The sequence below is a fragment of the Stenotrophomonas maltophilia genome (assembly GCF_003970865.1).
GTDB lineage: Bacteria > Pseudomonadota > Gammaproteobacteria > Xanthomonadales > Xanthomonadaceae > Stenotrophomonas > Stenotrophomonas maltophilia_AR.
Map to the genome: position 1 here is coordinate 43,277 of NZ_RXLZ01000002.1, position 12,829 is coordinate 56,105.

13 protein-coding genes are annotated in these 12,829 nt (G+C 67.5%); 6 read left to right on the plus strand and 7 right to left on the minus strand.

Annotation, left to right across the window (positions count from 1 at the left end):
- Window positions 1-124 precede the first annotated feature (124 nt).
- Window positions 125-475, plus strand: coding sequence for an SH3 domain-containing protein (locus EKL94_RS00905; RefSeq protein ID WP_126927611.1), 351 nt, complete (start codon window positions 125-127; stop codon window positions 473-475).
- A 141-nt stretch (window positions 476-616) separates the two neighbouring features.
- Here EKL94_RS00905 and serS read toward each other — a convergent pair whose 3' ends face one another.
- The gene (serS, locus tag EKL94_RS00910; RefSeq protein WP_126927612.1) at window positions 617-1,897 is read right to left on the minus strand and encodes a serine--tRNA ligase; all 1,281 of its coding nucleotides are present in this window, start codon (window positions 1,895-1,897) and stop codon (window positions 617-619) included.
- Between the two features lie 113 nt (window positions 1,898-2,010).
- Here serS and EKL94_RS00915 point away from each other — a divergent pair, with 113 nt between their 5' ends.
- Both EKL94_RS00915 and EKL94_RS00920 read left to right on the plus strand, forming a co-directional pair.
- Window positions 2,011-2,649: an energy transducer TonB gene (locus EKL94_RS00915; protein WP_126927613.1), complete on the plus strand. Its 639-nt coding sequence runs from the start codon at window positions 2,011-2,013 to the stop codon at window positions 2,647-2,649.
- Window positions 2,650-2,768: 119 nt separating this feature from the next.
- The gene (locus EKL94_RS00920) at window positions 2,769-3,341 is read left to right on the plus strand and encodes an energy transducer TonB (RefSeq protein WP_126927614.1); all 573 of its coding nucleotides are present in this window, start codon (window positions 2,769-2,771) and stop codon (window positions 3,339-3,341) included.
- Window positions 3,342-3,629: 288 nt separating this feature from the next.
- On the opposite strand, the gene aroA is transcribed toward EKL94_RS00920, so the two are convergent.
- From aroA to EKL94_RS00940, 4 genes are all read right to left on the minus strand, one after another.
- Complete coding sequence (gene aroA, locus EKL94_RS00925) at window positions 3,630-4,937, minus strand: 3-phosphoshikimate 1-carboxyvinyltransferase (protein WP_126927615.1); 1,308 nt, start codon at window positions 4,935-4,937, stop codon at window positions 3,630-3,632.
- A gap of 76 nt (window positions 4,938-5,013) precedes the next feature.
- Window positions 5,014-6,219 (minus strand): prephenate dehydratase, encoded by a 1,206-nt coding sequence (gene pheA, locus EKL94_RS00930; protein ID WP_126927616.1) that lies wholly within the window; start codon window positions 6,217-6,219, stop codon window positions 5,014-5,016.
- 51 nt (window positions 6,220-6,270) lie between these two features.
- On the minus strand, window positions 6,271-7,356 hold the full coding sequence (serC, locus tag EKL94_RS00935) for a 3-phosphoserine/phosphohydroxythreonine transaminase (RefSeq protein WP_126927617.1): 1,086 nt from the start codon (window positions 7,354-7,356) through the stop codon (window positions 6,271-6,273).
- Between the two features lie 217 nt (window positions 7,357-7,573).
- Window positions 7,574-8,380: an FHA domain-containing protein gene (locus tag EKL94_RS00940; protein WP_126927618.1), complete on the minus strand. Its 807-nt coding sequence runs from the start codon at window positions 8,378-8,380 to the stop codon at window positions 7,574-7,576.
- 125 nt (window positions 8,381-8,505) lie between these two features.
- Here EKL94_RS00940 and EKL94_RS00945 point away from each other — a divergent pair, with 125 nt between their 5' ends.
- The 3 genes from EKL94_RS00945 (at window position 8,506) to EKL94_RS00955 (ending at window position 10,600) form a co-directional block, all read left to right on the plus strand.
- Window positions 8,506-8,781, plus strand: a complete 276-nt coding sequence (locus EKL94_RS00945) for a polyhydroxyalkanoic acid system family protein (RefSeq protein WP_005417302.1) — start codon at window positions 8,506-8,508, stop codon at window positions 8,779-8,781.
- An 80-nt stretch (window positions 8,782-8,861) separates the two neighbouring features.
- Window positions 8,862-9,353: a phasin family protein gene (locus EKL94_RS00950; RefSeq protein ID WP_010480542.1), complete on the plus strand. Its 492-nt coding sequence runs from the start codon at window positions 8,862-8,864 to the stop codon at window positions 9,351-9,353.
- Between the two features lie 236 nt (window positions 9,354-9,589).
- Complete coding sequence (locus tag EKL94_RS00955) at window positions 9,590-10,600, plus strand: restriction endonuclease (RefSeq protein WP_126927619.1); 1,011 nt, start codon at window positions 9,590-9,592, stop codon at window positions 10,598-10,600.
- Between the two features lie 87 nt (window positions 10,601-10,687).
- Here EKL94_RS00955 and hutC read toward each other — a convergent pair whose 3' ends face one another.
- Both hutC and EKL94_RS00965 read right to left on the minus strand, forming a co-directional pair.
- Complete coding sequence (hutC, locus tag EKL94_RS00960; RefSeq protein ID WP_062607337.1) at window positions 10,688-11,416, minus strand: histidine utilization transcriptional repressor HutC; 729 nt, start codon at window positions 11,414-11,416, stop codon at window positions 10,688-10,690.
- Window positions 11,417-11,444: 28 nt separating this feature from the next.
- On the minus strand, window positions 11,445-12,815 hold the full coding sequence (locus EKL94_RS00965; protein WP_126927620.1) for a formimidoylglutamate deiminase: 1,371 nt from the start codon (window positions 12,813-12,815) through the stop codon (window positions 11,445-11,447).
- Window positions 12,816-12,829: the final 14 nt, after the last annotated feature.

The following is a 12,829-nucleotide window of genomic DNA, read 5'->3' on the forward strand; positions in this document are numbered from 1 at the left end:
CGGGGCCGTTTTTTCCATGGGGTATGGCGTGGCTGCTGCGCCATCCACGCATGGCGTGGATCTACTGTCCGTGCGCGTGGATTCCGTGCCATGCGCGACGCTCACCAGGGCGTTAGGCTGAGTCATGAACTACATCGTGACCGCTGCACACCGCAGCGAATTTCCGCACCCGATCACCCTGCGCCGTGGCCAGGCACTGGTGGTGGGCGAACGCTATGAAGGCCCCGAGGGCTGGGAAGACTGGTTCCTGTGCGAAGCCGAAGGGCAGCAGCCTGGATTCGTGCCGGCGCCGGTGATCGGCCGCGACGCGCAGGGTGGCGCATTTGCCACGGAGGATTACTGCGCGCGGGAACTGGATGTGGATCCCGGGCAACTGCTGCGCGGGGAGCGCACGCTCAATGGCTGGGCGTGGTGCGTGCCGGCGACGGGCGAACCGGGATGGGTGCCGTTGGAGAAGCTGCGCGCTGTGGAGTGATCACGGTGGTTCATCCACGCATGGCGTGGATCTACTGAGGCATCGGTGAATTCATGCCGGGCGCGTGCAACATCCTCCAGTAGATCCACGCCATGCGTGGATTCGGTGCCATGCAAGCATGGCACCCGCCCGATCAGGGAATCAGGCGATGGTTTCCAGGCCGCCCATGTACGGGCGCAGGGCCTCCGGCACGGTGATGCTGCCGTCGGCGTTCTGGTAGTTCTCCATCACCGCGATCATCGCGCGGCCGACCGCCACGCCCGAGCCGTTCAGTGTGTGCACCAGTTCCGGCTTGCCGGTGGCCGGGTTGCGCCAGCGGGCCTGCATGCGGCGGGCCTGGAAGTCGCCACAGTTCGAGCACGAGGAAATCTCGCGGTAGGTCTCCTGCGACGGCAGCCAGACTTCCAGGTCGTAGGTCTTGATGGCCGAGAAGCCCATGTCGCCGGTGCACAACAGCACCTTGCGGTACGGCAGGCCCAGCTTTTCCAGCACCACTTCGGCGCAGCGGGTCATGCGCTGGTGTTCGGCGTCGCTGTCTTCCGGGCGGCTGATCGAAACCAGCTCGACCTTCTCGAACTGGTGCTGGCGGATCATGCCGCGTACGTCGCGGCCACCGCTGCCAGCCTCGGCACGGAAGCACATCGAATGGGCGGTCATGCGCAGCGGCAGGTGCTCGGCATCGACGATCTCGTCGCGCACGATGTTGGTCAGCGGCACTTCCGAGGTCGGGATCAGGTAACGCGTGGAATCACCCACGGCGGTCTTGAACAGGTCATCCTCGAACTTCGGCAGCTGGCTGGTGCCCCGCAGCGAATCGGCGTTGACCAGCAGCGGCACGTTGGTTTCCTCGTAGCCGTGCTCACCGGTGTGCAGGTCGACCATGAACTGGGCCAGCGCACGGTGCAGGCGCGCGATCGGGCCGCGCAGCACGGTGAAGCGCGAACCAGACAGCTTGGCCGCGGTCTCACCGTCCAGCCAGCCATTGCGGGCGCCCAGCTCAACGTGGTCGAGCACCTTGAAGTCGAACTGGCGCGGGGTCCCCCAGCGCGCCTGCTCGACATTGTCATTCTCGTCGGCACCGGCCGGCACGTCATCGGCCGGCAGGTTCGGGATGCCCATCGAGATGGCATCGATCTTCTCGCGCAGCTCGTCCAGCGCCACTTCCGAAGCCTTCAGCTCGTCGGCGAAGGCAGCGACCTCGGCCATGATGGCCGAGACGTCCTCGCCCTTGGCCTTGGCCTGGCCGATGGCCTTGGAACGACTGTTACGCAGGCTCTGCAGCTCCTGGGTCCGCACCTGGATGCGCTTGCGATCAGCCTCCAGGGACTCCAGGGCAGACACGTCGAGCTCGAAGCCGCGGCTGGTGCGCAGGCGTTCGGCGAGGTCGGCGGGCTGGTGGCGGAGCAGGGCTGGATCAAGCATGGCAGGTGTCGTGGTGGGTATCAGGAACGGGATTATCGCCTGTTATACGGATTTCTGCCGCCCCGTTCATTCCCGCCGTGGCAGAATCGAGCCATTCCGTACTGGTCCGGTCCATGTCTGCACCCCGCTCGTCGTCCGCCAAGTCGTTCACTGTGCATATCCCGCGCAACGCCCTGAAGATCGCCGGCATCGCCTTCGGCGTGGGCGTGCTGCTGTTCGTGCTGGTCTGGCTGACCGGCCGTGACAAGGAGTTCTTCCGCGCCGACCCGGCCGCGCAGACCCCACAGGAAACCGCCCAGGTCGAGCCCTTGCCGGAACCGTTGGCCGCGGCGGCCGGTTCCAGCGACATGCCCGATGCCAAGCCGGCCCCGGTCGAGGAAGAAGCGCCGAAGCTGGTCGAAACCGCTCCGCCACCGCCCGCCCCCATCGCTGAAGCGGCCCCGGCTGCACCGGGCCCTGCGCCCGCCGCCGGCGGCAACAGCCAGCCGATGCCGATCGCCGGCCAGTCGCCGCCGCCGTCCTATCCCGCCGCCGCCCTGCGCGCCGGTGAAACCGGCACCGTGGTGGTACGCGTGGATGTGGACGCCACCGGCTATCCGAACAACGCAACGGTGATCCAGCGCAGCGGTTCACGCGACCTCGACCGTGCCGCCACCGACGCCGTGCGCCGCTGGCGCTTCACCCCGGCGCAGAGCAATGGCCAGGCCGTGCCCGGCAGCATTGAAGTGCCGTTCGACTTCAAGACGCAGTAACTGAACGCTTCCCGGCAGGCAAACTGAACCCTGCCGGTGGCGTTGACGCAACGCTGACACTTCCCGTCCATGGCTCGCGCAACACTTCCCACGTCGTCCATTGACGGAAGGAGTTAGCGATGACTGCCACCACCCACGAAGACCTTCATTCGCCGCAGCTGCAGCAGGATTCAAGCGTGCAGCACAAGCCCACGTCGCCCTGGATGTGGATCGCGCTGATCGTGGCGATGTTTGCTGCCGCCCTGCTCTGGCTGCGTCATTCCAACCAGGAAGATGTGGCGCCAGCACCGGTCGGCGAGCGCATGCTGCCGGCCCCTGAGCAGGCAGCGGCAACCGATGCAGCGGCGCCCGCCGCACGCCAGGCTGCCCCGGCCTCCAGCCAGCACAAGGCCGCGCCGGTGCTGCGTAATCGCGAAGCGCGCCCGTTGGCCAACAACCGCATGCCCACCTACCCCGCCGCCGCACTGCGCAGTGGTGTACAGGGCAGCGTGATCGCCAGCCTGAATGTCGATACCCGCGGCAATGTCGCCAACGCTGCGATCGTTTCGCGCAGCGGCGAGCGCAGCCGCGACCTGGATCGTGCGGTGCTGAACACCGTGCAGAACTGGAAGTTCCAGCCCGCGGTGCATGACGGCCGCGCAGTAGCAAGCGTGGTGCGGGTCCCGGTGGATTTCCGTACCGAGCAGCGTTGATCGCGGACGAGGGGTTCGTGATGTTTCGACGGAGGCTTCGGCCTCCGTCCTTTTATGCGGGAAAGCGTGCCAACCAAGGTTGGCACCTACCGGGAGATGTGAGCGTGCCAACCAAGGTTGGCGTCTACCGGGTGATGTGAGTGTGCCAACCAAGGTTGGCGTCTACCGGGTGAAGTGAGTGTGCCAACCAAGGTTGGCGTCTACCGGATGATGTGAGCGTGCCGACCAAGGTCGGCACCTACCAAGGCGCGCGATCTGCTGGGCAGGGCCCGGCGGACGCGATGACGATCAGGCCAGGTTGAATCCTGCGCCGCGGGCCAGGCCATCGAAGTCCGGGAAGGACGTGGCGACGTTGGCGATGTCGTTGATGCGTACTTCGCCGTCGCTGATCTGGCCGGCGATGGCGAACGCCATGGCAATGCGGTGGTCGCCGTGGCTTTCGATGGTGCCGCTGCCCAGGCGCACACCGCCGTGCAGGGTGGCGCCGTCTTCGGTTTCGTCCACCTGCATGCCCAGCGCGCGCAGGCCGGTGGCCATGGCGGCCAGGCGGTCGGATTCCTTCACCCGCAGCTCGGCCGCACCGCTCACCACGGTCTGGCCTTCGGCGGCGGCAGCGGCCACGAACAGCGCCGGGAACTCGTCGATCATGTCCGGCACCAGTTCCTCCGGAATGCGTGCACCCTTCAGCGGCGCGTAGCGCACCACCAGATCGGCCACCGGTTCACCGCCCTGCTCGGCCGGGTTCTCTTCGGTGATGTCCGCGCCCATCAGGCGCAGCGCATGCAGCAGACCGGTGCGGCGCGGGTTCAGGCCGACCTGCTTCAGGCGCAGCTCGGAGCCCGGAATGATGCTGGCAGCCACCAGATAGAACGCGGCGGAGGAAAAATCGGCCGGCACCACGATATCCGTCGCGCGCAGGCGCTGGCCACCGCGCAGGCGGGCCTTGCCCGGCGAGAATTCGATGTCCACACCGAACGCCGACAACATGCGTTCGGTGTAGTCGCGGGTCGGGTGCGGTTCCAGCACGCTGGTTTCGCCCTGCGCGTACAGACCAGCCAGCAGCACCGCCGACTTGATCTGCGCACTGGCCACCGGCGAGGCGAAGTCGATGCCGTGCAGCGCCTGGCCACCATGCACCTGCAGCGGCGGCGTGCCGTCATCCTGGGTGTCGATCTTCGCGCCCATCTGCGACAGCGGGCCGGTCACGCGGCGCATCGGGCGGCCGGACAGCGACTCATCGCCGATCAGCGTGCAATCGAACGCCTGGCCCGCCAGCAGGCCGGCCAACAGGCGCATGCCGGTACCGGCGTTGCCGCAGTCCAGCGGCGCATCCGGTGCTTTCAGGCCGTCGATACCGACGCCGTGCACGATGCGTTGCGACGGGCTGGGGGTCTCGATGCGCACACCCAGCTGGCTGAAGATGCGCGCGGTCGCGCGGGTGTCTTCGCCTTCCAGGAAGCCTTCGATATGCGAAGTGCCATCGGCCAGCGCGGCGAACATCACCGAGCGGTGCGAGACCGACTTGTCGCCGGGAATGGTCAGGCTGCCCTGCAGCGGCTGGCCCTTGCGGGCGATCCAGTGTTGCGCGTTGCTCATCGTTCGATCATTCCGTAAACGCCGGCAGCGCCAGCGATGCATCAGGGAGCGGCGGCCGTGGCCGCCGCAGCAGCACTCAGGGCACGGCCACCGGATAGGAGCCCAGCACCTTGATCTGCGCCGAGTGCGCTTCCAGTTCGGCCAGCGCGGCCTGCATCGGCGCGTCGTCGATGTGGCCGGCCAGGTCGATGAAGAAGCCGTATTCCCACTTGCCGTGGTGCGACGGCCGCGACTCGATGCGGTTCATGCTGATGCCGTGGCGGGCGAACGGACTGAGCACGTCGAACAGCGCACCCGGCTTGTCATGGATGAACACCAGCACCGACGTGCGGTCGTGGCCGGAGGTCGGGAAGATGTTGCGGCCCACCACCAGGAAGCGGGTGGTGTTGTCGGCATCGTTCTGGATCGGCTTGGTGACCACCTTCTTCAGGCCGTACACGTGACCGGCGCTCTCGCCGCCGATGGCCGCCGCGTCGTCGGCGTTGCGCGCACGGCGCGCACCTTCGGCGTTGCTGGATACCGGGATCTTCTCGGCCTTCGGCAGGTTGGCGCGCAGCCACGCCGAGGTCTGCATGAACGACTGCGGGTGTGCGTAGATACGCTCGATGTCCTCGATGCGGCCGCTGCGCGACATCAGGTACTGCTGCACGCGCAGTTCCACTTCGCCACAGATCTTCAGGTTGGAGGTCAGGAACATGTCCAGGGTGATCTGGATGGTGCCCTGCCCCGAATTCTCCACCGGCACCACGCCGAAATCGGCATTGCCTGCTTCCACTTCCTGGAACACTTCCTCGATGCTGGCCATCGGCAGGCCCAGCGCGGAGCGGCCGAAGTGCTTGAGCACAGCCTGCTGGCTGAAGGTGCCTTCCGGGCCGAGGTAGCCGATCTTCAGCGGCTCCTGCTGGGCCAGGCAGGCCGACATGATCTCGCGGTAGACGTGCACCAGCAGTTCATCGCTGAGCGGGCCTTCGTTGCGGTCCACCACCATGCGCAGCACCTGCGCTTCGCGCTCGGGACGGTAGTAGTCGACAGCGGCGGCGAGCTTTCCCTTGGCCTTGCCGACCTGGTGGGCGAAGCGCGCGCGCTCGGCGATCAGGCCCTGGATGTCGCGGTCGATCTGGTCGATCTTCGAGCGCACATCGGCCAGCGCCAGCGGCGCCAGGGTGGGTGCCGGGTTCGAGGCCGCCTTGGACGTGCTCTTGCCCTTGGCCTTGGTGGAGGCGCTGTCCTTGGCCGGTTCGGCCTTCTTCGGCGCCTTCTTGCTGGATTTGCTGCTTGCCATCGGAATTCCTTGTTGCGGGGCACGCACCCGACGGTGCGCACCGTTCATTGCTCAACCGTGACGCTGCTGGAAATCGGCCATGAAGGCGACCAGCGCCTCGGCCCCGGCCAGCGGCATGGCGTTGTACAGCGAGGCGCGGATGCCCCCGACCACCTTGTGCCCCTTCAGCGCCAGCAGGCCGGCGGCCTTGGCTTCGGCGACGAAGCGGGCATCCAGTTCGGCATCGGGCAGGAAGAATGGGATGTTCATCCGCGAACGGGCCGCATGTGCAACCTCGTTGCGGTAGAAGCCGCCAGAGCCGTCGATGGCGCCGTACACCAGCGCTGCCTTGGCGGCATTGCGCTTGGCGAACTCGGCCACGCCGCCCTCGGCCAGCATCCACTTGAACACCAGGCCGGCCAGGTACCAGTTCCAGGTCGGTGGGGTGTTGAGCATCGAATCGCGGGCGACGTGCGATCGGTAATCGAAGATGTCCGCACGCGGCTGGCCGCTGCGCTCGAGCAGGTCGCGGCGGATGATCATCACCGCGATGCCGACCGGACCGAGGTTCTTCTGCGCGCCGGCGTAGATCACGCCATAACGGCGCACATCCAGCGGTTCGCTGGCGATGGACGAGCTGAAGTCCGCGATCAGCGGAACGTTGCCGGTGTCGGGCACATCACGGAACTCGACGCCGTGGATGGTTTCGTTGGCGGTGATGTGCACGTAGGCGGCATCGGGCGACAGCTGCCAGTCGGCACGCGCCGGCAGTTCGCGGTAGCCGTTGGCCTCGCTGCTGCCGGCGATGTTGACGTCGACGTAGACACCGGCCTGCTTGACCGCCGTCTTGCCCCAGTGGCCACTGACCACGTAGTCGGCACGCTGGCCGGGGGCGGCGAAGTTCAGCGGGATCAGCGCCTGTTGGGTGGTGGCACCACCGGACAGGAACAGCACCGCATAGTCTTCGGGGATATCGAGCAGGCGACGCAGGTCAGCCTCGGCCTCGGCGGCCACGGACATGAATTCCGCGCCGCGATGGCTCATTTCCACGATCGAGGCACCGGTACCGTGCCAGTCCAGCATTTCCGCCTGCGCCTGGCGCAGGACCGATTCCGGCAAGGTTGCAGGGCCGGCACTGAAGTTGAACGCGCGCGTCATGTCACACCTGTGGGGCAAGACCCCTAGTATGCCGCAGTGCACCAGCCTTGCGGCCTTGTGGCGCAAGGGAAATTTGGTTTCATTGGAATCCATTGGCCCGCAGCAATGCTCCGGTAGCCGCCGACCTTGGTCGGCGTACGCCGTCAGGCGTCATGCGCACCTGGAGAGCGTGCCGACCAAGGTCGGCACCTACCAGGGCGGACCCGGCGGATTCAGATCAGCGTGCGCCGAACCAGAGCAGCAGGCTGAGCAGCGCGGCCAGCAGCAGCGCACTGACCAGCAGCCACGGCCAGCGCCGGACCTTGCGCGGCACGGCCGGCAGCACCGGCGCCTGCTCGGCGTCCTGGCTGGACTCGTCTTCATCCGGCAGCGGGCGCCGGCGCGGGTCATGCGGCACTTCCAGCACGAACCGGTGCTGGCCATCGAACACTACCTGGTCGCCGGCCTGCAGCCAGCAGTGGCGCACGGCCACGCCGTTGACCCGGGTGCCGTCGGCACTGCCCAGGTCACGCAGCAGCACGCGCTCGCCGTGCACTTCCACGCGGGCATGCTGTTCGGCGAAGGCCGGTTCATTGATCTCGATGTCAGCGTCGCCACCGCGGCCGATCAGGCGGGACCGCGACAGCGTGAAGCTGCGGCCATGGTGCAGGCCACCGACACCGCGCAGCAGGCGCTGCTGCTCGTCGTTGCCGTCACCGTTGTTCGGCGCGGGGGCCTGCAGCAGGCTCTCCACCTCGCCCTGCAGGACCATTTCCACGCCGTCCACATACACCGCATCGCCCGCACGCAGCAGTGCCATGCGCCGCACCGGGCGACCGTTCACATGAATGCCGCGGATACCGTTGCCGACCTGCAGCCAGAGGCCGCGATCATCCACGCAGAACTGCGCCAGCAGCAGGGCGCCGTTGCCGGCATCGCCGAGCCGCACACTGCCGTTGGCCTGGCGCACGATGCGTTGCACCCCGGGCCGCAGCGGCTGGTCGGGCTGTTGTTGTTGACTGAAGTGAACAAGCAGGTTCTGCACGCGGCGCAGCCTAGCAGGTTGGCCGCCAACGAAGAAGAACCCACGATGAGTGCTTGGCGCGGAGGCCCTCGATGCGCACAATGCTCGCCCTCATTGATCATCCCCGCCCTGCGCCAGGAGCCTGCATGTCCACCATCGATGTCCGCCACGCCCACGCCCTGCCCGACGCACAGGCGCGCGCCGCGATCGAACAGGTTGCCGCCAAGTTGTCCGAGCGCTTCGGCCTGAAGTCGTCCTGGACCGCCGACGTGCTGAACTTCTCCGGCAGCGGCGTGGACGGTGCGATCGAACTGCAGCCGGGCGCCGTGCGCGTGACCGCCAAGCTGGGCTTCCTGCTGTCGGCGATGAAGGGCATGGTCGAAGGCGAGATCCAGCGCGTGCTGAAGGAAAAGCTGGGCTGAACCCCGGCGGCGGCCGTCACGGCCGTGCAACGCCAACGCGCGCTACTCTCGGGACAGGCCCAACTCCCACGGGAAGTGCGATGAACCAGTACGAAAACGATGACCGCCGCAACGACGACGCCTCGTTCGGTGACCAGGCCGAGCGCTTCTCGCGCAAGCTGAGTGACTCGGCGCAGCAGGTCTGGCTGGCCGGCTTGGGCGCTCTTGGCCGTGCGCAGGCCGAAGGCAGCCGCTTCTTCGACGGCCTGGTGAAGGAAGGCGAAGCCTGGGAAGCCCGCCGCCGTGAACGCAACGGCGAGCAGGGCCCGGGCTGGCGCGACAACGTTGAAACCTCGCTGGACGAGGCCCGCGAGAAGGCCTCCGGCACCTGGAACAAGGTTGAAAAAGCGTTCGACGACCAGGTGCAGGGCGTACTCAAGCGCCTGCACGTGCCCACCGCCGACGAGGTGACTGCGCTGGAGGCCCGCATCGACGCCCTGCAGGCGCGCCTGGCCAAGCTGGAGAATCGCGACGCCTCAGGCACCGATGCACCTGCACCGGGCAGCCATCAGTCGCCAGGCAGCGTGCCCTGACTGGCCATTGTTGCAATGCAATAAATTTTGATTGACAATCGCGAGCAACCCGCCAATCGCTTCGGCTGCCGTTTGTTCCCTCCCCTCACGGCTTCAGGATTGGCGGGTTTTTCGTGCCCGCGGTATTCCGAACTGCGTGCTCCATCACGCTTCCTGTCAGGAACCTCCTGACTCAGCGGCACGGCGCGACCTTTACACTGTCGCCTTCGCATTCGCCCCTTCCGCGCACCTCCTGCATGCTCCCTTGGATCCTGGCCCTGCTGTCGGCCCTGCTTACCTGTTCCCTGGCCGTTGTCTATCTGTGGTGGATCAAACGGCGGCAGAAGGAGATGCAACTCGGCCTGCAGGCCCTGGCGGGCATGCACTGGCGCGAATTCTCGGTACTGGTCAAGCGCATGCTGCGCGAGCAGCGCGGCCTGCGCGAACTGGATGACCCGGGCGAGGAGTCCCGTGAGCCGAGCAGTGACTTCCTGCTCAGCGATGGCCCCAACAGCTGGCTGGTGTCATGCAAGCATGGCCTGGCCTACCGTATCGGCACCGCTGCAGTGAACGAACTGGGTGCGGCCGCGCGCCTGGCCGGCGCCAAGGGCGGCGTGCTGCTGACCGAAGGCCGGATGGAACGCGACGGCCGCAGCGCCGCCGAGAAGCAGGCGGTCGAGGTGCTGGACGGCCCGCGCCTGTGGCCACTGCTGCAGCCCTATCTGCCGGCGGAAATCGAAACCCGTGTGCGCGCCAGCGCCCGCCATGAAGCCCTGCGCCGGATCGCCATTGCCGCGCTCGGCGCGGTCACGCTGGGCCTGCTGGTGGGATTGAGCCTGCAAGGGCTGCATGTGCAGGACACTCCGCCTGTTGCCGAGGTGGCGGTCGCCCCCGCGCCGGCTGCGCCTGCGGTTGAAGCGGCGCCCGAACCGGCGCTGGCCCCCGCCACCATGCCGCCGACCGCTGCGCCTGCACCGGCCACGCCCTCAACCGATGCACGCAGCAACCCCAACCCGGATGCCGCCACGCTGGAGCGCTTCCAGGCCGATCTGTCCCGCGCCTTGGCCGGCAAGCCCGGCATCGCCAGCGGTGTCTGGCTGACCCGGCAGACACTGGCGATCAACCGCACCGGCGAGCTGGAAAAGGTCTGGCCGCAGGTCTGCGAGGAAGTGCTGCACTACCCCGCCCTGCGCAACGTGCGCATCCAGCTCAACGCCCGCCCCGGCGTGGATGAGCCGGTGCGCTGGCGGCAGTGCGCCACGTATTGATTGGGACCAGCACCCACGCATGGCGTGGATCCACTGAATCCCGATGCGCGACCCCTTGGTAGATCCACGCCACGCGTGGATACGACCCTACCGCGCCCCAGGCGCGAAGCGCGCCACCAGGTCCCAGGCATCCCCCAGGAACACCTGGCGCACGCGGGTGATCGGCTGTTCGCCACGCCAGGTCAGGCGCTCGATCACCAGACAGGCGGTGCCGGGCTTCACGTCCAGCAGCTTGGCGGTGGCAGTATCCGCGCCCCAGGCACTGATGCGGTGCTGGGCACGGGTCCACGACACGTTCTGCAGCAGCCAGCTGCCCGGCGCGGTAGTACTGAAGTCGACCTCCAACACCTCCGGCACCCCCACCGGGCTGATCAGGCGATGCTCCAGCGCCAGCGGGCGGCCATCGGCCAGATGCAGGCAGCGCATCGCCAGCAGGTTTTCCTGCCCGGCCAGCTCGACTTCACCGGCATTGCCGGCATCGGCAAGGCGCAGATCGCGCTGCAGCAGACGATAGGCGTACTGATGACCGCGCGAGCCCACCTCCATCGCGATATCGGGAATCTCCAGCGCCACCTGCTCCAGGTGCGGGGGTTGCCGCGCCACGAACGAACCCGCGCGGCGGCGGCGTTCGATCATGCCGCTCTCGGCCAGCGCGGTCAGCACCTTGTTCACCGTCATCCGCGAGCAGCCGTACTGCTCCATCAGCTCGTGTTCGTACGGAATCCGAAAGCCCGGTGCCCACTCTCCACTGAGGATGCGGCTTTCCAGATCGCTGCGGATACGCTGGTTGAGCGTGGCGGACTTGCTGGCCTTCACGTAATGGGGTCTCTGTGGCGGGAGGCGATCAGCCCAGCACGCCACGCAGGGCGGCGGCGAAGGCGGTGGTGATCGCCTCGCGCTGCAGGTGGCGGCCCTCGGCCACGCATTGGCGGCCATGGCGCCAGACCGATCGCAGCGCGCCATTACGTGCGGCGAACACCCAGCTGTCAAGCCATGCGTCATCCTGTCGCGCCTGCAACGCGGGGTGTGTGGCATCCAGTTCGACCAGATCGGCACTGGCGCCGACCTGCAGGCCAGCGGCCACGCCCAGGGCCTGTGCGCCACCGTGCAGTGCGCCTTCAAACAGGAAGCGACCGGTGCTGCGAGTGGCGTCCGGGGCCAGTACGTTGCGCCCGCGCAGGGTAAGGCGCTGGCCGTATTCCAGCAGGCGCAGTTCTTCGGCCGCGTCGATCAGTACATTGGAATCGGAGCCGACACCGAAGCGACCGCCTTCGCGCGCGAACGCCTGCATCGGGAACAGACCGTCGCCCAGGTTGGCTTCGGTGATCGGGCACAGCCCGGCCACGGCCCGGCTGGCCACGATGGCGGCACGCTCGTCATCGGTGATGTGGGTGGCATGCACCAGGCACCAGTGCGCATCGACCGGTGCGTGGTCGTACAGCCACTGCACCGGGCGCTGGCCGCTCCAGGCCAGGCAGGCCTCGACTTCACGCACCTGCTCGGCGATATGGATGTGCACCGGGCCGTCGGTCAGCGGCAGCAATGCACTCAATTCCTCGCCGGTGACTGCACGCAGGCTGTGCGGGGCAATGCCGAGTACCGCGTCGGGCAGTGCGGCCAACGACGGCTTCACGGCGTCCAGCAACTGCGCGAAGCCCTCCACATCGTGGATCAGGCGGCGCTGCGCCGGATTCGGCGGCGCGCCACCGAAATCGGCATGTGCATAGAACACCGGCAGCAGGGTCAGCCCGATGCCGGTCTGATCGGCCGCAGCGGCAATGCGCGCACTCATTTCGGCGCGGTTGGCATAGGCATGGCCATCGGCGTCGTGGTGCAGGTAATGGAATTCGCCGACGCGGGTGAAGCCGCTTTCCAGCATTTCCATGTAGGCCTGGGCGGCGATGGCCTGCACCGCGTCCGGGCGCAGATGGGCCAGGAAGCGGTACATCAGCTCGCGCCAGCTCCAGAAGCTGTCACCGTCACCGCCGCCGATCTCGGTCAGCCCGGCCATGCCGCGCTGGAAGGCATGGCTGTGCAGGTTGGGCAGGCCCGGCACCAGGATGCCGACGCAGGTGTCGCCGTGCTGGGCGCCCTGCCCCGTGTGGATCGCCGTGATGCGGCCGTCCTGCACCTGCAGGCGGACATCGCGGGCCCAGCCGTCGGCCAGCAGGGCGTGGGCGGCATGGAAACAGTGCGGGGAACGCGAATCGGACATGGCTGGACAACCCG

Coding starts and splice junctions, on each gene's coding strand:
- EKL94_RS00950 (WP_010480542.1), top strand. CDS start 8,862: ATGAACCAGTACGAAAACGATGACCGCCGCAACGACGACGCCTCGTTC.
- serS (WP_126927612.1), bottom strand. CDS start 1,897: ATGCTTGATCCAGCCCTGCTCCGCCACCAGCCCGCCGACCTCGCCGAA.
- EKL94_RS00905 (WP_126927611.1), top strand. CDS start 125: ATGAACTACATCGTGACCGCTGCACACCGCAGCGAATTTCCGCACCCG.
- aroA (WP_126927615.1), bottom strand. CDS start 4,937: ATGAGCAACGCGCAACACTGGATCGCCCGCAAGGGCCAGCCGCTGCAG.
- EKL94_RS00920 (WP_126927614.1), top strand. CDS start 2,769: ATGACTGCCACCACCCACGAAGACCTTCATTCGCCGCAGCTGCAGCAG.
- pheA (WP_126927616.1), bottom strand. CDS start 6,219: ATGGCAAGCAGCAAATCCAGCAAGAAGGCGCCGAAGAAGGCCGAACCG.
- serC (WP_126927617.1), bottom strand. CDS start 7,356: ATGACGCGCGCGTTCAACTTCAGTGCCGGCCCTGCAACCTTGCCGGAA.
- EKL94_RS00955 (WP_126927619.1), top strand. CDS start 9,590: ATGCTCCCTTGGATCCTGGCCCTGCTGTCGGCCCTGCTTACCTGTTCC.
- EKL94_RS00965 (WP_126927620.1), bottom strand. CDS start 12,815: ATGTCCGATTCGCGTTCCCCGCACTGTTTCCATGCCGCCCACGCCCTG.
- EKL94_RS00945 (WP_005417302.1), top strand. CDS start 8,506: ATGTCCACCATCGATGTCCGCCACGCCCACGCCCTGCCCGACGCACAG.
- EKL94_RS00915 (WP_126927613.1), top strand. CDS start 2,011: ATGTCTGCACCCCGCTCGTCGTCCGCCAAGTCGTTCACTGTGCATATC.